This is a genomic window from Shouchella phoenicis (assembly GCF_047238345.1).
In the GTDB taxonomy this organism is placed as follows: Bacteria; Bacillota; Bacilli; order Bacillales; family Bacillaceae_D; genus Shouchella.
Map to the genome: position 1 here is coordinate 1,373,268 of NZ_JBDFMQ010000001.1, position 22,181 is coordinate 1,395,448.

Consider the following 22,181-nt stretch of genomic DNA (forward strand, 5'->3'; position numbering starts at 1 on the left):
CATATGAAATTTGGAATCATAGGGGTAGGTGGAATAGCGACTAATCGACATATTCCAGCTCTACAGAAACTGACGGACGTTGAAATCTATGGTGTTTTCGATGTCAATCAAGTACGAGCAACTGAAGTGGCAGCAACGTTTTCAATTCCATTCATTGCAAAGTCTGAGAACGAGCTACATGAAAAAGTAGATGCAGTTATTATTTGTACACCGAATAAGTTCCATCACGAATCAGTCATTCGAGCGCTTGATGCCGGAAAGCATGTTTTTTGCGAGAAACCAATGGCGATTACGAGCTTAGAGGCGGCAGAAATGGAGCATGCAGCTAAAAAAGCGAACAAAGTGTTGCAAATTGGCTACCATTATCGATTTAAAAAAGAAGCTCTTGCTGCCAAAAAGCTAATTCAAGCTGGTGAGATTGGTGATCCCCTTGTCATTCGTGTAGAAGGCATGAGACGTAGAAAAGTTCCTGGTTGGGGTGTGTTTACGAACAAAGAACTCCAAGGTGGCGGGTGCTTAATGGATTATGGCTGCCACCTTCTAGATTTGGCACTTTGGCTCGTCGACTTTCCGGAAATTGAACGTGTGACTGGGCAAACGTACGAAATGATTAGTCGGCATGAAGATCAAGTAAATGAGTGGGGTATTTACGATGCTACAACAATTGATGTTGAGGATCATGCTACTGCCTATATAACGTTTAAAAATGGTGCAACCATGCTTTTTGAAACCTCTTGGGCAGCAAATATTCCAAGTGATAAAGAAGCCGTAAGCATTTCAGGAACGGCTGGCGGATTAAATGTGTTTCCTTTATCGGTTAATAAAGCATCTGCTGGAATGATGACAACCACACATGCAGATTGGGTAGCAGGGGAAAGCGATGAAGGGTTTGCTCAAGCGCAAAATTTTGTCCAAGCTTGTTTAGGTAAAGAAGATCCGCTTGTGAAAGCGAGTGAAGCGCAAAAAGTAACAGATGTTATTGAACGCATATACAAAGCGACTAAGTGAGCTGGCTAAAAAAAGTTTCTCAAAAGAACAAGCTTTTTTGCTAAATAAGGGTTTATAAATCGTTGAGGTTGGCTATCCTATAGAGAAGTCGATTATAGGAGCGATTGCCAATGCGTGTCCATGGGAAACAAGAGCACCAAAAAGCGCTACAGGACTCAATTGATCGAATCCAATTAAATGATGCGAATACCATTTTCTCAAGGTTAGAATGCGGCACAGCGCCTAATGATATTATTTTTATTAAGAAAGCGCTCTCGCGAAATTAACTATTGACGTGTGTGCAATCATTTCGTATAGTAAGAAGCAACTAATTAAAAACGGCAAAATGAACCATTGACGAGGAATAGTAGTTGAGGAGTATAGATGCAAAGAGAAGGCTGCCATTGGCTGGGAGTAGCCTCATCTACCGAAGCGAATGAACACCTTTGAGGATTTTCTCCTGAACACAAAAGTAGGGAGAAACGTAGCTGGCGTTAACAGGTCAAAGAGGAGACGCAGTCTCAAATTTGGGTGGCACCACGGGTTCAACTCTCGTCCCAGATGATTATTCATCTGAGGCGAGAGTTTTTTTGTTTTAAAAAGGAGAGAAAGCTGATGTCCATTCGTTTGCCAAGAGGAACGCAAGACATATTACCTGAAGATGCAGTTGTTTGGCAACATATCGAAAAAGTTGCGAAAGACGTATGTCAATCCTATCACTTCGAAGAAATTCGAACGCCAATTTTTGAACATACAGAAGTATTTACAAGAGGTGTAGGAGATACAACGGATATCGTCCAAAAAGAGATGTATACGTTTAAAGATCGAGGCGACCGAAGTTTAACCTTACGACCTGAGGGAACAGCAAGCGTTGTTCGTTCGTACGTTGAACATAAACTTTATGGAGAAGCGAATGCGCTAACGAAATTATTTTATACTGGACCGATGTTTCGTTATGAACGCCCACAGGCAGGGAGAATGCGCCAATTTGTTCAATTCGGGGTAGAAGCATTAGGAAGTGCGAACCCACATTTAGATGCAGAAGTGCTGGCATTAATAATTGATATTTGTAATCGACTGGGGCTAGTCAACTTAAAGCTTGTTATTAATTCATTAGGGGACAAAGAAAGTCGTGATCGTCACCGTCAAGCATTAATTGATCACTTCACCCCATCAATAAACGAATTCTGTTCTGATTGTCAAACACGCTTGGATAAAAACCCATTGCGCATTCTTGATTGTAAAAAAGATCGCGACCACCCGTTAATGGAGACAGCTCCTGCCATTTTAGATTTTCTAAATGAAGAGTCTATGGGTTATTTTGAAAATCTGAAACACACATTAGATCAACTAGGGATTTCTTATGAAGTCGATGCGACGCTAGTAAGAGGCTTGGATTATTACAACCATACGGCGTTTGAACTGATGAGTACGGCACCAGGTTTTGGAGCCATTACCACGTTATGTGGGGGTGGACGTTACAACGGTCTTGTCCAAGAGTTTGGCGGACCGGAAACGCCTGGAATTGGTTTTGCCTTTAGTATTGAGCGATTCATTTTAGCGATGAAAGCAGAAGGTGTTGCATTACCTGAACGGCCACAGCTGGATGCTTACGTCGTTGCTTTAGGAGAAGAAGCCAATCAACGAGCAGCTGTTCTTCTGCATGAATTGCGTAAAGATGGGTATCGTGTTGACAAAGATTATATGGGGAAGAAAATGAAAGCTCAATTTAAAACAGCAGACCGAAATGGCGCAGCATGCACAATTATTATTGGTGAAGATGAGCTAGCTAATGAACAAGCGGTTATTCGTCATATGGGTTCAGGCGAACAAAAAACCGTTTCTCTTGAATCTGTTGCAGTCGAATTAAGAGAGAGTATTAAAGGAGGAGCAGGATTGTGAGTAAACGAACGCATCATTGTGGAGATCTTTCCAAGCATCAGACAGGGGAAGAGGTAAGTTTAGTTGGCTGGGTACAACGAAGAAGAGATTTAGGGCAAGTCATTTTCTTAGATGTTCGGGACCGATCCGGTGTTATTCAAGTTGTTTGTAGCCCAGACATCAATGAACAAGCGTTGAAAACAGCTGACCGTGTACGAAATGAATACATGATTTCTGTTAAAGGAATCGTTGTTGAACGTGATGAAAAAGCGGTTAATAAGAAAATTACAACAGGTGAAATTGAAATTCATGTTCATTCATTTGAACTGTTAAATGCTTCAAAACCGCTTCCGTTTCAAATCGAAGCAAATACAGATGCTTCTGAAGATGTTCGTTTGAAATATCGATACTTAGACTTGCGTCGTCCCGACATGCAAGAAGCATTTAAATTAAGACATAAAGTAACGAAGACCGTTCGGGATTTTCTTGATCATGATGGATTCTTAGAAATTGAAACACCGATGTTAACAAAAAGTACACCTGAAGGAGCAAGAGATTACCTAGTGCCAAGCCGTGTGCACCATGGTGAATTTTATGCACTTCCACAATCACCGCAGATTTTCAAACAATTGCTGATGGTATCTGGATTTGAAAAATATTTTCAGATTGTGCGATGTTTTAGAGATGAAGATTTACGAGCGGATCGCCAGCCTGAGTTTACACAAATAGATATTGAAGCAAGTTTTCTTGATACAGAAGATATCCTTGGAATGACAGAAACACTAATGAAGAAGTTAATGCTTGATACCCACGGTCTGAAGTTTGAGGGGTCCTTTGAGCGGATGACATATGAAGATGCAATGAATCGCTACGGCTCTGACAAACCTGATACCCGATTTGGGATGGAACTAGTTGATTTGACTACAGTCTTAGAAGATACGGAGTTTAAAGTATTTAGACAAGCAATTGATTCAAATGGTATTGTAAAAGGGATCAACCTCAATGGTGGTGCTGACAAACTTTCTCGTAAAGAGATTGATGCACTTACGGATTTTGTTAAGCCATATGGAGCAAAAGGTTTAGCTTGGCTGAAGGTTGAAGAAGAAGGGTTAAAAGGACCGATTGCAAAATTCTTTAATCCTGAACAAACAGAAGCGTTGCTTGAAAGCATGCAAGCAAAGCCAGGTGACTTATTATTCTTCGGTGCAGATAAGAAGCAAATTGTCTTTGATTCATTAGGTGCACTACGTTTGAAATTCGGAAAGGATTTTGACCTAATTGATACAAGTAAATTCAATTTCCTTTGGGTTGTTGACTTTCCGCTCGTTGAGTATGATGAGCAGGCAAGACGTTATGTGGCTCTCCACCACCCATTCACACGTCCGAAAAAAGAAGATGAACATTTACTTGAGTCGAATCCTGATGATGTGCGAGCAGAAGCGTATGACCTCGTCTTGAATGGCTACGAGCTTGGAGGCGGTTCTCAACGTATTTACGAGCGTGAGCTTCAAGAAAAAATGTTCCAAACGCTTGGATTTTCAAAGGAACAAGCCAATGAAGAGTTTGGCTTTTTGCTTGAAGCATTTGAATATGGCACTCCTCCACATGGTGGAATTGCGCTAGGCTTAGACCGAATTGTCATGTTACTGGCACAAAAAACAAATTTACGTGAAGTCATTGCCTTCCCGAAAACGGCAAGTGCTAGTGATTTAATGACACATGCACCAGGTGCAGTCAGTGTGGAACAGTTAATTGATTTAAATCTTTCTGTCCTTGGGAAGCGTGGTTGACAGAAGAAACACATCCCTCTATAATTACGGATACTATCAAGTTTAAAATCCATACGAACTTATCGAGAGTGGCGGAGGGACTGACCCGATGAAGCCCGGCAACCAACCTATGTGAGGTTAAGGTGCTACATTCAGCAGAACAGTGGTTCTGAGAGATAAGCAAAGGCAAAAAGCCCCTTTTCTTATCCAAGAAGAGGGGCTTTTTTTAATGAAGGAGAGGGTGACAGAGATGAAAATTGGTCTAATTGGATACGGTACGGTTGGAAGCGGCGTATATGAACGATTAATTCGTTCCAGAGAACAGATTGAAACTATTATCGGAGAAAAATTCGAAATCATTCGTATTTTAGTGAAAGATGTGAAGAAACATGAGGCTGTTCACCGAAATCTTTTTACATCTTCATGGGAGTCTTTTTTTGAACAGGAACAATACGATCTTGTTTTTGAAGCAATAAACGGAACAGACCTTCCAAAATCATTTACGGAGTCATTGTTAAAGCAAGGGACGTCCGTTATTTCTGCTAACAAAAAGCTTGTGGCACTGCACGGGGAAGAACTTGAGCAACTTGCTTATGATCACGGTGCTTATTACGGTTGGGATGCGGCAGTATGTGGGGCAATCCCTATAGTGAATGTTTTCAAAAGTGTGTTAGTTACAACGAATATCCAGTCGATTGCAGGTATCCTCAACGGGACAAGTAATTATATTCTCACAAAAATGGAGGAAGGAAGAACCTATGAAGATGCGTTGGAACAAGCTCAATCATTAGGTTATGCAGAGGAGGATCCTACTTCTGATGTAGAAGGGTGGGATGCTGTTTATAAACTCTGCTTATTGGCAAGACAATGTTATGATCAATGGATTTCCCCAAATGATATTGAACGTGTTGGAATAAGTCATATTGACCAGTGGCACATTCAAGCGGCAAAAGCGCTCCACTTATCCTTTAAATTAATTGCGAAATTAGAAGTAGATTCAACGTCCCTAAAAGGGTTCGTCAAGCCTGCTTTAATTGATCAAGAACATTCTTTAGCGCCAATTCGTGGCGTTTTAAATGCTGTTACCCTTGAAGGGAAAGATATGGAACGACTTATTTTTGCCGGTCCTGGTGCCGGAAAAGAAACAACAGCAAACAGCGTGGTAGAAGATTTTATTTTCCATGAACAACAGCGAGACGTATTGCCACGTTTTACGTATCGTTTAACGAAAATCGAGGAAGGCATTTCAGAAAAATTAACAGCGCAAGAAGTATGGTTTTGTAAAAACGAACAGCTAAGTGAGGTCAAGCCATATTTAGAAAAAACAAAGGTTTGGAAGGAAAAAGAAGTAAAAGGAGGAAAAGTGTTTATTGTGACGCCACTTTCGTCAGCAACACCATTCTTTACATTCCCACTGCTGACAGAAGTAGATCAAGAACATGCAACAGTGGAAAGTAAATTATAGATGGTATTTTGTTTCAGGAACAAGCTTTTTAAATTCTTTAATAAAGGGCTCTGGCGACGTTTTAATTTTGTACGTCGTTACCCCTCTACTAGTGTGTAGGTATAAAAAACCTAATGAATGTGGTGTGTCGCTTGGAAATCGATACGAGATATCAAACACACTATCAATTGGAAAGTGATCGGTATTTGTTTCAATGCGGTCGCTATACAAAGCTAATTCGAAGGAACTTTCAACGACTCTTTTTTCTAGTAAAGCAATCTCCTGCGTTACTTCAATGCATCGCTGTATTACAATGGCGCTCATCATCGTTGCCTCCTTTTAAAGAGAATGTATCATATTTTTCGTGAAAACTCGATTAATATGCAAGGTTTGCTTGTGAAAAATGTTGGGTATATAAGGACAAACAACAAGCATATGCCTTTAGTCGCAATTTTTTGAAAAATGATTGCTTAATGGTGAAAAACCTGATATGATAACGATAATTACATATCCTGATCTGTTCGTAAGGGCTTTATTCTTTGAGCCAACACTTTAAAAAAGGGAGCTTGCTGTTGCTATTTTGCTTACATGCCTCGGTAGCTGAGGACTTAAAATGAATGGTACAAAGCACCCACCTGCCTGGCAGGTTCAAAGCATCGACTTCCTACGGCAAGATCGGGATAACACGAAGCATTTTCTGTATAGGAAATGCTTTTTGTAGTGTGCTTTTAGAGGAGAATATGATATGATCACAACAGCAAAATGGAATGAATAAAGGAGTATGATGGACGTGTTACACCAGTTTTCAAGAAATGAACTGGCCATTGGTCATGACGGTTTAAGTCGATTAAAAGGAAGTACAGTTGCGGTGCTCGGTGTTGGTGGAGTAGGCTCATTTTCAGCAGAAGCGCTTGCCCGTTCTGGTGTCGGTAAAATCGTCCTTGTTGACAAAGACGATGTTGATATTACAAATGTGAATAGGCAAATTCACGCATTGCTATCAACGGTTGGCCAGCCTAAAGTGGATTTAATGGCGGAGAGAATAAAAGACATAAACCCTGACTGCAAAGTTGTTGCGCTTAAAATGTTTTATACAGAAGAGACATACGAAGATTTCTTTTCTCATAAATTAGACTTTGTTATTGACGCAAGCGATACAATCTCATATAAAATTCACTTAATTAAAGAGTGTCGAAAGAGAAACATTCCATTAATTTCGAGTATGGGTGTCGCCAATAAACTAGATCCGACCCGTCTTCGTATTGAAGACATATCCAAAACCAGTTATGATCCGATTGCAAAAGTGATTCGGACGCGATTAAGAAAAGATGGAATTCATAAAGGCGTAACAGTTGTCTTTTCTGATGAAAAACCAATACAAATTCGTGAGGATATTCGCCAAGAAATTGTTCCAGAAAGTGCGGAGCAAGGGAAGATTCGTAAAGCGAAGCTTCCACCATCATCAAATGCGTTTGTTCCATCTGTGTCTGGTTTAATTATGGCTGGACATGTCATTACAAAGCTGTTGGATGGGATTGAAATCAATCGCCAAGACTAACCGCGTTTTTTGCAGTCAGTTTGAATTTGCAACACGTTACAGCCGGCTTGGTTCTACTAGGAAATATAGTGAATGGAACTAGGGTGTATGTAAATCTTATTTCTCTCATGTCACATTCATTATCGCTGATGGCGACTCCAGCGGGAAAAGCAACAGTCAGAAAATGCAAGAGTGATGTTATTGAAGGGGTTGAGGCGTTGCCTGCGGCAAAGAAGACACCGTGAGCGCAAGTGATAACGTAGCGCAAACGGATGTCGCGCTTGTGCCTGTGGTGAAAGCGTCCATCAGCGCGATAAGTGATGAATACAAATTCAATTGAACGTTCCCATTTTTGGATAAAAGATGACCGCTTTTAGACAGACCTAATCAAAGTATAAAAGCAGTGTATCGTGATTTTTCACAGAAATGTGGACTTGACTGGAAATAATAGTAGGTGAACAAAAAAACGGATCTCGGGGTTTTCCGAATCCGTTTTTTGTCGTTAATCAATTTTTTCAAGGTTCCCGTTTGTTTCCATTCGAAACATAGGGTGTTCCTCAGCGTCCTCTTCTAAAATGGCCATTCGACGCGCTCGATTCATAATGGAAATAAGGGATTGATAGTCTTCTTCAATCATACTATGTTCCTGTTTATTACGGGAAAGTTGTTTTTCCATCTCCGCTATTTGAGCTTTAGCTAGCTGAAGCTGTTGACGTAACGTTGCGTTTTCTTCTTTTAATGAAGATGAAGCATTGGAGTCAAACTTTTTTAATTGGGAAATAATCGCTTCAATTGATGGTTCGACTTTTTCATCTTCTTCAACATATGAATAAAGAGGTTCAACTGTTGTTTGGACAGGCTTTTGATAGCTCGGGAAAAATTGAGTTGATACCATTCGTTTGCGCATTTTTCGCTCGCGTTTTGCTTCTTCAATTGTGCGTAAATGTTTTTGACGTACGACTGCGTTCCACCGAAAACCACATGCCGCTGAGGTTCGATTTAGGGCATCTCCTACTTCATCAAATGCTTTTAATTGTGTGCTGCCTTCTTTTATATGATTTAGCACAGTATCTGCTAATAAAACGTCATCTTCATGCGACCATGCATCTTGTCTCACTTTCATCTTTTCAGCTCCTGCCTAATGTCTTTGCTATTACTTTAGCCATGCATGGCTTTTTTTATACTAGGCTAGTAATAAACAAGAGAGAAAAAGATTCTAGCAGATTCAACAGTGTGGTTATTTACGCTTATCGTAAAGGGAGGCAAGGGCGTTTTCAAATTTATTGTCACGATTTGGTTCATAGTAAGAATGAGCTTTAAAGGCATCTGGTAAATATTGTTGCTTTACCCATCCACCTTCATAATCATGTGGATACTTATATTCTGTACCGCGACCGAGATTTTTAGCACCTTGATAATGTGCGTCTTTTAGATGTAATGGAATTGTGGCATTGCCTCCTTCTTGAATAGCAGCAAGAGCCGCGTCGATTCCTTTATACGCACTGTTGCTTTTTGGAGAAAGGGCGAGTTCGACCACAGCATTCGCCAACGGAATTCGTGCTTCCGGTAAGCCGATGCGTTCCGAAGCTTCAATAGCAGTTAGCGTTCTAGAGCCTGCTTGCGGGTTGGCAAGTCCAATATCCTCATAAGCAATGACTAGTAGTCGTCGATGGATGCTTACTAAGTCTCCTGCTTCAAGTAAACGTGCAAGGTAGTGGAGACTAGCGTGAACGTCACTGCCTCGGATTGATTTTTGAAACGCCGATAAAACATCGTAATGTCCGTCTCCATCTTTATCGTGTTGAATACTTTTTTTCTGGATGCTTTGTTCAGCCGTTTCAAGTTTAATATGACGAATTCCTTGCTCGTCTTTAGCAGTAGACAGAACCGCAAGTTCGAGGGCGTTTAAGCCTGAACGGACATCTCCTCCACACGCAAGTGACAAGTGTGCAATCGCTTTTGAATCAATGTCGATCTGTTCTTCACCTAAGCCATTCTCTTTATCTTCTAACGCACGATAAAGAGCTTGTTCAATTTCAGCTGGCGCAAGTTGCTCCAATTCAAAAATATGACAGCGACTTCGAATCGCTGGATTAATGGAGTGATACGGGTTTGCCGTTGTTGCACCAATTAAAAGAATGAGTCCACTTTCCAAATGAGGTAGTAAAAAGTCTTGTTTGGCTTTATCAAGGCGATGGACTTCATCTAGTATTAAGATAAGAGAACCATACATTTTTGCTTCAGCAACAACCGTTTCCATATCTTTCTTATTATGAACCGTTGCGTTAAGAAGGCGATACTGTTGTCCGCTTGAACCAGCAATCGCACTAGCAATGGAGGTTTTTCCAGTTCCGGGGGGACCATATAAGACCATGGAAGACAATTGATCCGCCTCAACCATCCGTCTAAGTAGCTTTCCTTGACCGAGTAAACGCTCTTGACCGATAACTTCATCAATGGATGTTGGCCTCATTCGAAAAGCTAGTGGTTTTTTTTTCATACATGACCTCCTGAATGGTGTTCGTCTTTCCATAGTGTAGCGTATGAGTGATTTTTAGAGCAATAGGAAAGGACTTGTCCTATTAATCAAATAGGAAATCGTGCTATAATAATAAAGGAAGACGTAGAGATGAGCGGTTGATAATAGGAACGAGATAGGATAAGAATTAAAGGAGCTACTCATTATGAAAATATCGACAAAAGGGCGTTACGGACTAACAATTATGATGGCACTAGCAAAAAAAGAAGGCGAAGGTCCGACTTCCTTAAAGTCTATTGCGCAGGAATATAATCTTTCAGAGCATTATTTAGAGCAATTGATCGCGCCACTTCGTAATGCGACACTTGTTAAAAGTGTACGCGGGGCTTATGGTGGCTATAAATTAGCCAAGCAGCCAGAAGATATTACGGCTGGGGATATTATTCGTGTTTTAGAAGGACCGATTAGCCCAGTAGAAGTGCTTGATGATGAAGAGCCTGCAAAGCGTGACCTGTGGATAAAAATTAGAGATGCTGTGAAGGGCGTTTTGGATACAACAACTTTAGCAGATTTAGCGAATTTCAAAGAAGAAGGCGAACAAGACTATTATATGTTCTACATTTAAGAAAAGGTGAAGGAAATGAACGAACATTACTTTGATCATGCAGCGACCTCATCGGTTCATCCACACGTTCTTGATGCAATGATTCCTTACTTTACGGAAGTGTATGGAAACCCCTCTAGCACCCATCGGTTTGGGCGCCGGGCAAAAGCCGCGCTTAGAAATGCTAGAGAGCGTTTGGCAGTTCAATTTAATGCTTCCGCAGATGAATTTATTTTTACAAGTGGGGGCACAGAAGCAAATAACCTTGCATTATTGGGCTATGCTCGTGCAAATCGTTTTAAGGGCAAGCATATTATTACATCTAAAACAGAGCATCATGCCGTTTTGCATACCGTTAAAAAATTAGAAGCAGAGGGCTTTACTGTTACCTATCTTGATGTAGACCAAGCTGGTAAAGTTTCAACGGAAAAGCTGCGATCAGCGTTAACAGATGAAACGATCTTAGTTTCCATTATGTATGGAAACAATGAGGTAGGTACGTTGCAACCAATTAAAGAAATTGGGGCTCTTTTGCAAAACCATCAAGCTGCTTTCCATACAGACGCTGTCCAAGCTGCAGGCTTAGAGACTATTGATTGTGCGGACTTAGGTGTGGATCTGTTTTCGCTAGCTAGCCATAAAGTGAATGGTCCAAAAGGAGTGGGCTGTTTATTTGTGTCTAAAAACGTGACGATTGCTCCTTTAAGCTATGGGGGAGAACAAGAAAGAAAGCGTCGTGCCGGAACGGAAAATGTCGCAGGGATTGTCGGGTTTGCCAAAGCAATTGAACTGGCGAATGATCAGCGAACAGAAAACCGTAGGAAATACAAATATTTCCGAGACACTTTTATAGAAATCATGGATGCGCATGGTGTAGAGTATGTAATAAATGGATCAGACGATGGTCTTCCACATATTCTTAACGTTAGTTTTAAGGGTGTAAAAACAGAGACGTTATTAATGAAACTGGACTTAATTGGGATTGTGGCATCAGGTGGATCAGCCTGCACAGCAGGAACCCTTGTTCCGTCACATGTTATTGAGGCAATGTACGGTCCTGAGAGCCCAAGAGTGTCAGAAGCCATTCGATTTAGCTTTGGTTTTACCAACATAGAATCAGAAACCACTGAAGCTTTTCAAGAAATAGCTCGGATTGTTCTAGCCGAACAAAATCGTGATCAATTTATTGAGTAGAATAGATAAGTGAGGGAAATGTATGAAAAAACCAGAAGAGACCCGCGTTGTCGTTGGCATGTCAGGTGGCGTTGATTCTTCTGTAACGGCACTTGTATTAAAAGAGCAAGGCTATGATGTCATTGGAATCTTTATGAAAAATTGGGATGATACGAATGACTCGGGCTTTTGCTCGGCAACAGAAGATTATGAGGACGTAGAGCGGGTTGCAGAGCAACTCGGTATTCCTTATTATGCGGTTAATTTTGAAAAAGAATATTGGGACAAGGTGTTCACGTACTTCTTAGATGAGTATAAGTCGGGCCGTACGCCAAATCCTGATGTGATGTGTAACAAGGAAATCAAGTTTAAAGCATTTTTAAACCATGCTGTATCATTAGGAGCAGACTTTGTTGCAACAGGACACTATGCACAAATTCACTATAAAGACGATGAGTATCAACTTATAAAAGGTGTAGATACGAACAAAGATCAAACGTATTTTTTAAATGCGTTAAGTCAAAAGCAGTTGTCAAAAGTAATGTTCCCACTTGGTCATATGCAGAAAGCGGAAGTGCGCAAGAAAGCGGAAGAAGCTGGACTTGCTACGGCTAAGAAAAAAGACAGTACAGGCATATGTTTTATTGGGGAACGAGACTTTAAGGAATTTCTTCAAACGTTTATTCCAGCCCAACCAGGAAAGATGGAAACGGTTGATGGTGAAGTGAAAGGAAATCATGATGGATTAATGTATTATACACTTGGTCAAAGACAAGGTCTTGGCATTGGTGGTGCAGGAGAGCCCTGGTTTGTGGTTGATAAAGACTTAGAGCGAAACGTGCTTATTGTTGGGCAGGGATTTCATCATGAAGGGCTTTATTCTTCAGGTTTGAAAGCTGAAGGAATGAACTGGATACTCAATCAACCGTCTGAAGCCTTTACTTGTAAAGCAAAATTCCGCTACCGACAAGACGATCAGCTGGTTACGGTTACCCCAAGAGAAAATGGGCGAGCAGAGATTCAATTTCACGAAAAACAACGAGCGATTACACCTGGACAAGCGGTCGTTTTATATGATCAAGACCGTTGCCTTGGTGGGGGTACAATTGATGAAGTCATACGGGAAAACGTCTAAAGGCGTTTTCCTTTTTTCTAGGAGGTTACAATATGGATTTAAAAACAGGTATTACTTTAATGAAAGAATCGAATTATGAGGACGCAGCGAAAGTATTCTCTGATTACATTGAACGCAACCCAACAGAGCCAGAAGGCTATATCAATATGGCGAACTTGCTTAGCATTCTGGGAGATCGTGACCGTGCGACCTTATTTAATGAGCGTGCAATTGAACTTGATCCAGATTCAAGTGCCCCATACTACGGGTTAGGTGTTCTTGCATACCATGAAGATCAATTTCAAAAAGCGATTGAATGGTTTTTAACCGCTCAACAAAAGGGATTACATGATGCAGATCTGTTCTATATGCTAGGCATGAGCCATTATCAGCTCCAATCGTTTGCCCATGCACAAGCAAACTTGAGTCATGCCCACGAATTAAACAAAGCAGACGTTGAGATTGCTTTCCAATACGGCCTTTGTTTGGCCCAACAAGAGCAACTGGAGGCGGCAAAGCAACTATTTATTGACGTGCTTAAGCAGGATGCTACCCACGCCGATGCATATTATAATTTAGGTGTGATTTATGTCTCAAATGAAGCGATCGATGAGGCACTAAAATGTTTTGATTTAGCGCTTAAAAATCAGGAAGATCACTTATTAGCAGGAAATGCAAAACGAGTCATTGAAGATGCATTAAACAAAGGGTGAGTGTGCGTTTATGGATGTTGAAGAAACCGAAAGATACATGAAAGGACAAGTCACTCATGTCTTGTTTCGAAATGAAGAAAACGACTATACCGTAGCAACGGTGAAAATTGAGAAGACAAATGAACAAATTGAAGCAAAAAAAACAACCATTGTCGGACATTTACCAGAGCTGGAGTTAGAAGAAACGTATTCATTCTTCGGTCAAGTTACTGAACACCCTAGATTTGGCACACAATATAAAGTCGAAACATTTAAAAGAGAAATGCCGAAAACAAAAAATGGCATTATAAAATTTTTATCCAGTGATCGTTTTCCTGGGATCGGCGTGAAGACGGCAGAGTCAATTGTAAATCAATTAGGAGAGCGGGCGATCTCGTTAATTATTAACGATCGTAATGTTCTTGAGCATGTGCCTAAGTTGAAAAAAGACCACGCTGAAATTCTGCACCAACGCTTACTTGAACATCAAGGTGCAGAACAAGTCATTATACAATTGTCGCAATATGGATTTGGAACAGAGTTATCCATGAATGTTTACCGTGCCTACAAGCTTCAAGCTTTAGATATTATTCGCACCAATCCCTATTTACTAATTAAAGATGTAGAAGGTGTAGGTTTCAGGCGTGCAGATCAGTTAGGAGCAGCAATTGGTTTAAAAGGCGACCACCCGGAAAGAATACGAGCGGGTATTCTCTATCTTATAAATGAATTAAGTGTTCAAGACGGGCATTTGTATTTATATTATGCCCCGTTTGTAGAGGAAGTAAGTAAACTGTTAACAACCCCAAATGATCCGGTCAGTCCTGAGGCCGTGCAAGAGGGACTCGTTCAAATGAATGAAGAAGGGCTTGTTATTACAGAACAAGACCGCGTTTATATGAAGTCGCTTTTTTATGCAGAACGGGGTATTGCGCAGAATATAATGAGAATTAAATCGTATGAACTGAAATCAGAATTTACACAAGCTGATATGGAAAAAACGTTAGGGAAGCTGGAAGAAGATCACAACGTAACGTACTCAGTCTTGCAAAAAGAAGCGATCGAGACCGCTTTACATTCACCTATTATGCTGTTGACAGGTGGACCAGGTACAGGGAAAACAACTGTTATAAAAGGAATAGTTGAAGCCTATGCTCGCTTGCATGGATTAAATCTTGATTCTCAAACTGGTGGAGAAAAAGATGCGCGTACGGCTCCGCTTAAGTTGGCCGCACCAACAGGTCGTGCGGCAAAGCGTATGGCAGAAGCGACTGAGCTGCCTGCTGGTACGATTCACAGTTTGCTTGGTTGGAAAGGAAGCGCCACGGGGTTTGAAAAAGGCGACCACGATCAATTAGAAGGCGAACTTTTGATTGTCGATGAAATGTCGATGGTGGACGCGTGGGTAGCGAATCAGCTGTTTAAGGCTATTCCTAAAGGCATGCAAGTTATTCTTGTGGGAGATGAAAACCAATTGCCGTCTGTGGGACCTGGTCAAGTGTTAAAAGACTTACTGGATGCAGACGTCATACCAACAGTTCAACTGAATGAAATTTATCGACAAGCGGAAGGGTCCTCGATTATTGAGCTGGCTCACTCCATGAAAGACGGTCATCTTCCCCACGATCTCACAGCTAAAAAGCCTGACTTGCGATTTTTTTCTTGTCATACGAACCAGGTTAAGCAAGCCGTTTGGCAAATTTGTGAGAATGCATTAAACAAAGGGTATAGCTCCCGAGAAATACAAGTGTTAGCACCGATCTATCGTGGTGGTGCTGGAATTATTGAACTAAATACGATGCTTCAAACGTTATTTAACCCTGCAAAAGAAGAACGTCGTGAAATTCCCTTTGGGGACGTCATTTTTCGAAAAGGGGATATGGTGCTTCAGCTCGTTAACAACACAGAAGAAAATGTTTTTAATGGAGATAGAGGAGAAATTGTCGCAATCCTTTACGCAAAAGAGACGACAGAAAAAAAGGATCAGCTTGTTGTTTCATTTGACGGTTTAGAAGTGACCTATGAGAAAAAAGATTTTGGCCAGTTGACACATGCATATTGTTCATCGATTCACAAAGCACAAGGCAGTGAATTTCCAATCGTTGTCATGCCAGTTGTAGGAAATTATCAACGTATGTTAAGAAGAAATTTACTTTATACAGGCATTACAAGAGCAAAGCAATTTCTACTTTTGTGCGGGGATTTGAAAACATTCGAACACGCCATTCATAAGCATAACGATGGACGACAGTCGATGCTAAAAGAACGTTTGCAGGAACGTGTGCACTAGCTGGTAACCATCTCCGGGGATAGGATAATGGATTATACATACATTATAACTGTTCGGAGAGGTGGTGCAGCTTTTGCGAACGATGCAGGCGATCATTGGACTTCCGCTTGTGTCCGTAGAGACTGGTTATGAAATCGGTCAAATTAGTGATGGGTATATGAAAGACGGTCGAGTGATTGGGTTTGTGGTGAAAAAAAATCACGCCCTCTTACACCATCATGGATTTCTGCCATTTGAGTCGATTCAGCATATCGGTGAGCAAGCGATCATGGTAAAAGATCACTCAAAAGTAGAGAAGCTTCTAGAAGAACACAAACACTATGATCCAATTTGGACAAGTCGAAAAAAGTTTAGAGGTAAACCTGTTTTATCCTCTGAAGGCGATATGCTCGGTTTGGCAGAAGATGTATATTTTTCTATGGAAGTGGGCACCATCGTAGGGTACGAAGTGACAGATGGCTGGTTATCCGATATTAAAGAAGGACGTAAAGTCGTGAAAGGTCATGACCTCCTTCTTTGTAAGGAAAGGGCGATCTTGTCTCTGTAGAGGAGGCACCTATCTTGCAATGTCCAAATTGTAATTTAAAAGACATAGGAAAAATTGGAACCAACCAGTATTATTGCTGGAATTGCTTTATTGAAATGAGTCTCGTTAAAGGAACATTGATGCTTCACCAAGTAGAGGAAGATGGATCATTAAGCTCACTTGATGATTTGTTTGAAGAAGAAGAAAGACGAATAGATTTATAAAGAATCGAGGTGAATCGATCATGCGTAAATCCATTGCACCATTAATGGTGATTGGTCTTGGAGCTGCTTGGTACTCAATGAATGACAAAAAGACCAAAAAGAAAGTCTACAATTTCTTTGAACCGATTATGGAAGCTGATAAAAAATTAATGAACGCGAAAACGTGGAAAAAAACGAAGAAAAAAGTAAAGAAAATGTTTCATTAATATCTTTACCTACGATGGCTGTGGAAAAGGTCAAATGCGTAACGTTAACATGGATGAACGACATCCATGTTTTTTTTTGATTAATTACGGGTTAAATGCACACGCTACAAAAAGGGGTGTGAGAGAAGATGAAGCGAGATATGTACATAATCGATTTAGTGAAGTGGTCAAAATGGCTTGTGATGTTAGTGTTTGTTCTATTGCTCTTATATGCGCTTAGTTATTTGGCACCGTTATTCCAAATCATTCAACCGTTAATTTGGCCAATCCTTGTTGCGATATTACTCGCTTATTTATTGCATCCTTTAGTTGAGAAAGCTGTCCACTTAGGCGTAAATCGAACATTGGCTACAGTATTGTTATTTTTGTTGTTTCTTGTTAGCATGGCCACCTTATTATTTATTGGTATTCCAATTATATCTCGACAAATTCAAGAAGCTGTTCAAGTGTTGCCTGAACATCTAGCCACCATTAAAGGGATGGTATTTGAATTTCAAGAACAAACGGAAAGGTTGCCCGATCCATTGCAAGATCATGTTACGGACTGGTCTTCAAAAATGGAGCAGTTTGTAGAAGCAAGTTTAGATCAAGTAGAAAGTGTCATAATTAAAGTCATTCAAATGAGCATTTTATGGATTGTTGTGCCTTTTCTTGTTTTTTACTTATTAAAAGATTTTGCGCTCTTGCAGCGCGTTGGTTTTTACATTACTCCAAAAAAATGGCGTGAAAAGATGCGGCTTTATCTTAAAGACGTTGATAAAACATTTGGCTCTTATTTACGAGGACAGTTACTCGTTGCGGTTTGTGTAGGCGGATTATCAACCATAGCACTTTGGGTTTTAGGTGTACCTTACGCACTGCTATTAGGTTTATTTATTGGAGCGACCGATTTGATCCCATATTTTGGAGCCTTTATCGGTGCTATTCCGGCTGTAGGTTCAGCCTTACTGGATTCGCCTCAATTAGCTCTCTTCACTGCAATTAGTATCTTTGTGATACAACAAATTGAAGGCAATGTGCTATCACCTTTAATTGTTGGAAAAACAGTCCACTTGCATCCGATTTTAATTATTTTAGCTCTGTTAGTCGGAGTTGAAGTTGGAGGCGTCATAGGACTTTTAGTCGCTGTTCCCATTACAGCGATTGCAAAAGTAACCATTCTTCATATTCGAAATTACATTAAAGGTGAAGTGGAGATGAATTGACTTTTAAAGGCTTGCGCGCTATAATTTTCGTGAATAAAGAAACGTATATGTACATGATGAAATACAATGAAAGAACGAGTACGCATAAGCCCGTTTATAGAGAGATGCTTTCTAGGCTGAGAAAAGCATTAACGAAGAGATGCGGAATGCTATTCTGGAGTAGCGAGCTAATCGCCGTATCCTGCGTTAAGGGGCTTAAGTGATAACAGTTACGTTTGTTATAATTAAGGGTGGTACCGCGTGAAAAAGACAATCTCGTCCCTTTATTGGGAAGGGGTTTTTTTATTTGTTTTCTATACATAAGGAGGATAAGTCCAATGAAGCACTTAACATCGGCTGAAGTTCGACAAATGTTTATTGATTTCTTTAAAGAGAAAGGCCATTCTGTTGAGCCAAGTGCATCTCTAGTCCCATTTGAGGATCCAAGTTTATTGTGGATCAACAGTGGTGTGGCAACATTAAAAAAATACTTTGATGGTCGCGTAATCCCGGATAATCCTCGGATTGTCATTGCGCAAAAGTCGATTCGGACAAATGATATTGAGATCGTAGGAAAAACGGCTCGCCATCATACATTTTTTGAAATGCTTGGAAATTTTTCCATTGGCGAATATTTTAAAGAAGATGCGATTGTATGGAGCTGGGAGTTTTTAACGAGCGAAAAATGGATTGGCTTTGATGAAGAAAAGCTATCTGTTACGGTTCATCCAGAAGATCATGAAGCGTACGATTTATGGATTGAAAAAGTAGGCGTACCGGAAGAGCGCATTATTCGTTTGGAAGGGAATTTCTGGGATATTGGTGAAGGTCCAAGTGGTCCAAACTCTGAAATTTTTTATGATCGTGGTCCTGATTACGGCAATGATCCAAAAGATCCAGAATTGTATCCAGGTGGCGAAAATGAACGTTATTTGGAAATTTGGAACTTGGTTTTCTCTCAATTTAATCACAATGCAGACGACACCTATACGCCCCTCCCAAAGAAAAATATTGATACTGGAATGGGCTTAGAGCGGATGGTATCGGTTATCCAAGATGCAAAAACAAATTTTGATACAGATCTCTTTTTACCAATCATAAAAGAAACTGAAAAAATTGCTAATGCAACGTACAATACTGGAAATGAAGCAGCAGATACAGCCTTTAAAGTTGTTGTCGACCATATTCGTACAGTAGCGTTTGCCATTGGAGATGGCGCCCTACCTTCAAATGAAGGAAGAGGATACGTTTTGCGTCGTTTATTAAGACGTGCGGTACGATTTGCGAAAACGATTGGGATTGAAAAGCCATTTATGTTTAATCTCGTACCTATTGTCGGCCAGATTATGGAAGATTTTTACCCCGAGGTTACCCAGAAAAAAGACTTCATCCAGCGAGTGATTCGTACAGAAGAAGAGCGTTTTCATGAAACGCTACATGAAGGCTTAACAATTTTAAACGACATCATGAAAAAAGCAAAGGCAAACGATGAACAAGTAATCGCTGGTTCGGATGTGTTTCGACTTTACGATACGTATGGTTTTCCGGTTGATTTGACGGAAGAATATGTAGAAGAAGAAGGCTTAACGATCCATCGCGAAGAATTCGAAAAAGAGATGGAAGCTCAGAGAAATCGTGCTCGCGCAGCTAGACAAGAAACAGCTTCTATGGGTGTGCAAGAAGACATATTCGGTGATTTAAAAACGCCAAGTATTTTTGTTGGCTATGAGCATACAGAAACAAGTGCAACCATTAACGTCATTGTAAAGGAAAAAGATTCTGTTGATCAGGCTAAAGAAGGGGATACGGTTTCCATTATCCTTGCAGAAACGCCATTTTACGCTGAAAGTGGTGGACAAGTCGCCGATCAAGGGGTTATCTATACTGATAACGGCCAAGGGCGTGTTCAAGATGTGAAGAAAGCTCCTAATGGACAACATCTCCATACGGTTGAAATTGAATCAGGGACGTTAGAAGTAGGTGATCATGTTCAAGCAAGAATTGAAGTGCGTGAACGTTTAGACATTGTTAAGAATCATACGGCAACGCACCTACTTCATCAAGCGTTAAAAGATGTTCTAGGCGAGCACGTGAATCAAGCAGGCTCTCTTGTAAATCGTGAGCGACTCCGCTTTGATTTTTCACACTTTGGACAAGTAACACCAAATGAACTCGTTCAAATTGAGCAACTTGTGAATGAGAAAATTTGGCAAGCACTTCCTGTCGATATTTCGCTAAAATCATTGGCTCAGGCGAAAGAAATGGGTGCAATGGCTCTCTTCGGTGAAAAATATGGCGATGAAGTCCGTGTTGTTCAGATTGGTGATTACAGCCTTGAGCTATGTGGCGGTATCCATGTGCGTAATTCAGCCGAAATTGGTTTATTTAAGGTTATGAGTGAATCAGGTATTGGCGCCGGTGTTCGTCGAATTGAAGCAGTAACGTCAAAAGGCGCATATGAGTTCATTAACAATCAACTTGCGCTCCTGTCTCAATCGCAAGAACGCTTAAAAGTAAAGCAACTGCGAGATGTGCCTGCACGAATTGAAACACTTCAGCAAGAACTTCGTGAAGCAAATCGAGAAAATGAATCATTAACAGCTAAACTAGCGCAAAAAGAAGCTGGCCAGTTGATGGATAAGGCTGTCGATATAAATGGTATTCACGTTCTAGCAGAAGTTGTACAAGCAAAAGACATGGAATCTCTTCGCGCGATGGTTGACTCACTGAAAAAAGAAGATCAAAAAGCAGTGATTGTTTTAGGTGCAAAAACAGGAGATAAACTATCTTTTGTAGCGGGCGTAACAAAATTAGCGATGAACGAAGGATTACACGCTGGTAAGCTTATTAAGGAAGTAGCAAGCCGTACCGGTGGCGGTGGCGGCGGTCGACCTGATATGGCTCAAGCAGGAGGCAAAGACCCAGCGAAATTGAACGAAGCTCTTGCGTATGTAACGGAACATGTGAATTTAATTTCCTAATTGAACCAATCTGTTGTACAATAAAGGCGTTAACGTTTTTAATAAACCTTCTATGAATAATTAAAAGGGGTGAGAGCAATTGAGTTCAATGGATAATACAATGCAGTTTAACTTTAATGACGACTCCTTTGATAAAGATGTGCGAGAGGTGCTCTTATCTGTTTATGATGCACTAGAGGAAAAAGGGTATAATCCAATTAACCAGATTGTTGGTTACCTCTTATCTGGTGATCCAGCATATATTCCACGACACAAAGATGCGCGTACGTTAATTCGTAAACTTGAACGAGATGAGCTAATTGAGACATTAGTAAAGTCTTATCTTAAGGAGCAAGGAAAAGCGATCAAATGAAAATACTTGGACTCGATGTTGGCACAAAAACGATTGGTGTAGCGATTAGCGATGCCTTTGGTTGGACAGCCCAAGGTTTAAAAACGATACGAAGAAGCGAGACCAACGAAGTAGACGATTTTAAGCAAATTACTTCTTTAATAGAAGAACATGCGGTGGAAACGGTTGTTGTTGGCTATCCTAAAAATATGGACGGCACAATTGGCGCTAGCGGAGAACGAAGCGAACAGTTTGTTGAACAACTGTCACAACATGTCTCAATAAAGATTGATCTTTGGGATGAACGTTTAACAACAATGGCGGCAGAGCGTGTTTTAGTTGATGCGGATGTCAGCCGTAAGAAGCGAAAAAAAGTGATTGATCAAATGGCCGCAAGTCTAATTTTGCAAGGCTACTTGGATCGTCGTTCGCATTCAAATTAAAAAGGTAGGGATTTAGAATGGCACAAGAAGAAAAAGAGCGTTTTGTTATTCCAGATGAAGAAGGTACAGAGCATTTATTTGACGAACTCTTCCGTTTTACTGTAGATGAGACGAGTAAATCATACATGGTATTAGTACCTGTAGGAGAAGAAGAGGAAGACGAAGATGAAATTGAAGTCTTTGCTTTCCGCTATGAAGACCGTGAAGACGAGGAAAATGATATTGCTTTTTTCCCAGTTGAAACGGATGAAGAATGGGAAATGATTGAAGAAATGCTAAATACATTTACTGAGGAAGAAGACGAGTAAATGGCTGA

At 40.6% G+C, this 22,181-nt stretch carries 22 protein-coding genes, 1 other RNA gene, 1 riboswitch and 2 other annotated features; of the genes, 20 read left to right on the forward strand and 3 right to left on the reverse strand.

All coding sequences use genetic code 11. The annotated features are described in order from the left end of the window. Positions 1-3: 3 nt before the first annotated feature. The 5 genes from ABC361_RS07475 to ABC361_RS07495 all read left to right on the forward strand — a co-directional run bounded on the left by ABC361_RS07475 (position 4) and on the right by ABC361_RS07495 (position 6,102). Positions 4-1,008: a Gfo/Idh/MocA family protein gene (locus ABC361_RS07475; protein WP_413073409.1), complete on the forward strand. Its 1,005-nt coding sequence runs from the start codon at positions 4-6 to the stop codon at positions 1,006-1,008. A 110-nt stretch (positions 1,009-1,118) separates the two neighbouring features. Then, positions 1,119-1,274, forward strand: coding sequence for a hypothetical protein (locus ABC361_RS07480; RefSeq protein WP_176554190.1), 156 nt, complete (start codon positions 1,119-1,121; stop codon positions 1,272-1,274). A gap of 58 nt (positions 1,275-1,332) precedes the next feature. Then, positions 1,333-1,550 (forward strand) — a binding site (T-box leader). A 52-nt stretch (positions 1,551-1,602) separates the two neighbouring features. Beyond that, positions 1,603-2,889, forward strand: a complete 1,287-nt coding sequence (gene hisS, locus ABC361_RS07485; RefSeq protein ID WP_413073410.1) for a histidine--tRNA ligase — start codon at positions 1,603-1,605, stop codon at positions 2,887-2,889. Beyond that, positions 2,886-4,658 (forward strand): aspartate--tRNA ligase, encoded by a 1,773-nt coding sequence (aspS, locus tag ABC361_RS07490; protein ID WP_413073411.1) that lies wholly within the window; start codon positions 2,886-2,888, stop codon positions 4,656-4,658. The genes hisS and aspS overlap by 4 nt, the downstream gene beginning before the upstream one ends. Positions 4,659-4,714: 56 nt before the next feature. After that, a riboswitch (SAM riboswitch) is annotated at positions 4,715-4,820 on the forward strand. Positions 4,821-4,866: 46 nt separating this feature from the next. Beyond that, positions 4,867-6,102, forward strand: coding sequence for a homoserine dehydrogenase (locus ABC361_RS07495; RefSeq protein ID WP_413073412.1), 1,236 nt, complete (start codon positions 4,867-4,869; stop codon positions 6,100-6,102). Here ABC361_RS07495 and ABC361_RS07500 read toward each other — a convergent pair. Next, on the reverse strand, positions 6,097-6,405 hold the full coding sequence (locus ABC361_RS07500) for a hypothetical protein (protein WP_413073413.1): 309 nt from the start codon (positions 6,403-6,405) through the stop codon (positions 6,097-6,099). The two genes, ABC361_RS07495 and ABC361_RS07500, sit on opposite strands and share 6 nt — an antisense overlap. Positions 6,406-6,587: 182 nt before the next feature. Between ABC361_RS07500 and ssrS the strand changes: the two genes are divergently transcribed. Then, a non-coding RNA gene (gene ssrS / locus ABC361_RS07505) (6S RNA) lies at positions 6,588-6,767 on the forward strand. A 104-nt stretch (positions 6,768-6,871) separates the two neighbouring features. Then, positions 6,872-7,639 carry a tRNA threonylcarbamoyladenosine dehydratase gene (locus ABC361_RS07510; protein ID WP_413073414.1) on the forward strand — a complete coding sequence of 256 codons (768 nt, stop codon included), beginning with the start codon at positions 6,872-6,874 and terminating at the stop codon, positions 7,637-7,639. A gap of 481 nt (positions 7,640-8,120) precedes the next feature. On the opposite strand, the gene ABC361_RS07515 is transcribed toward ABC361_RS07510, so the two are convergent. Both ABC361_RS07515 and ABC361_RS07520 read right to left on the reverse strand, forming a co-directional pair. Continuing rightward, positions 8,121-8,741 (reverse strand): RsfA family transcriptional regulator, encoded by a 621-nt coding sequence (locus ABC361_RS07515; protein WP_413073415.1) that lies wholly within the window; start codon positions 8,739-8,741, stop codon positions 8,121-8,123. Between the two features lie 114 nt (positions 8,742-8,855). After that, the gene (locus tag ABC361_RS07520) at positions 8,856-10,118 is read right to left on the reverse strand and encodes a replication-associated recombination protein A (protein WP_413073416.1); all 1,263 of its coding nucleotides are present in this window, start codon (positions 10,116-10,118) and stop codon (positions 8,856-8,858) included. A 184-nt stretch (positions 10,119-10,302) separates the two neighbouring features. Here ABC361_RS07520 and cymR point away from each other — a divergent pair, with 184 nt between their 5' ends. From cymR to ABC361_RS07585, 13 genes are all read left to right on the forward strand, one after another. Beyond that, entirely contained in the window at positions 10,303-10,722 is a 420-nt protein-coding gene (gene cymR / locus ABC361_RS07525) for a cysteine metabolism transcriptional regulator CymR (RefSeq protein ID WP_413073417.1), read from the forward strand. A gap of 15 nt (positions 10,723-10,737) precedes the next feature. After that, positions 10,738-11,895 carry a cysteine desulfurase family protein gene (locus tag ABC361_RS07530; protein WP_413073418.1) on the forward strand — a complete coding sequence of 386 codons (1,158 nt, stop codon included), beginning with the start codon at positions 10,738-10,740 and terminating at the stop codon, positions 11,893-11,895. A 22-nt stretch (positions 11,896-11,917) separates the two neighbouring features. Beyond that, positions 11,918-13,009 (forward strand): tRNA 2-thiouridine(34) synthase MnmA, encoded by a 1,092-nt coding sequence (gene mnmA / locus ABC361_RS07535; RefSeq protein ID WP_413073419.1) that lies wholly within the window; start codon positions 11,918-11,920, stop codon positions 13,007-13,009. Between the two features lie 32 nt (positions 13,010-13,041). Beyond that, positions 13,042-13,701 carry a tetratricopeptide repeat protein gene (locus tag ABC361_RS07540; RefSeq protein WP_413073420.1) on the forward strand — a complete coding sequence of 220 codons (660 nt, stop codon included), beginning with the start codon at positions 13,042-13,044 and terminating at the stop codon, positions 13,699-13,701. 10 nt (positions 13,702-13,711) lie between these two features. Beyond that, positions 13,712-15,970, forward strand: coding sequence for an SF1B family DNA helicase RecD2 (gene recD2, locus ABC361_RS07545; RefSeq protein WP_413073421.1), 2,259 nt, complete (start codon positions 13,712-13,714; stop codon positions 15,968-15,970). An 82-nt stretch (positions 15,971-16,052) separates the two neighbouring features. Then, on the forward strand, positions 16,053-16,517 hold the full coding sequence (locus ABC361_RS07550; protein WP_413075735.1) for a PRC-barrel domain-containing protein: 465 nt from the start codon (positions 16,053-16,055) through the stop codon (positions 16,515-16,517). 11 nt (positions 16,518-16,528) lie between these two features. After that, entirely contained in the window at positions 16,529-16,720 is a 192-nt protein-coding gene (locus tag ABC361_RS07555; RefSeq protein ID WP_413075736.1) for a hypothetical protein, read from the forward strand. Between the two features lie 20 nt (positions 16,721-16,740). Continuing rightward, positions 16,741-16,926: a DUF3918 family protein gene (locus ABC361_RS07560; RefSeq protein ID WP_413073422.1), complete on the forward strand. Its 186-nt coding sequence runs from the start codon at positions 16,741-16,743 to the stop codon at positions 16,924-16,926. A 128-nt stretch (positions 16,927-17,054) separates the two neighbouring features. After that, positions 17,055-18,131 (forward strand): AI-2E family transporter, encoded by a 1,077-nt coding sequence (locus ABC361_RS07565; RefSeq protein ID WP_413073423.1) that lies wholly within the window; start codon positions 17,055-17,057, stop codon positions 18,129-18,131. 57 nt (positions 18,132-18,188) lie between these two features. Then, positions 18,189-18,397 (forward strand) — a binding site (T-box leader). Positions 18,398-18,448: 51 nt separating this feature from the next. Then, a complete protein-coding gene (alaS, locus tag ABC361_RS07570) occupies positions 18,449-21,091 on the forward strand; it encodes an alanine--tRNA ligase (protein ID WP_413073424.1) in 2,643 nt (880 codons plus the stop codon). Positions 21,092-21,170: 79 nt separating this feature from the next. Next, entirely contained in the window at positions 21,171-21,443 is a 273-nt protein-coding gene (locus ABC361_RS07575) for an IreB family regulatory phosphoprotein (protein ID WP_099300342.1), read from the forward strand. Continuing rightward, positions 21,440-21,865: a Holliday junction resolvase RuvX gene (gene ruvX / locus ABC361_RS07580; protein ID WP_413073425.1), complete on the forward strand. Its 426-nt coding sequence runs from the start codon at positions 21,440-21,442 to the stop codon at positions 21,863-21,865. Before ABC361_RS07575 ends, ruvX begins: the two co-directional genes overlap by 4 nt. A gap of 17 nt (positions 21,866-21,882) precedes the next feature. Then, the gene (locus ABC361_RS07585; RefSeq protein WP_413073426.1) at positions 21,883-22,173 is read left to right on the forward strand and encodes a DUF1292 domain-containing protein; all 291 of its coding nucleotides are present in this window, start codon (positions 21,883-21,885) and stop codon (positions 22,171-22,173) included. Positions 22,174-22,181: the final 8 nt, after the last annotated feature.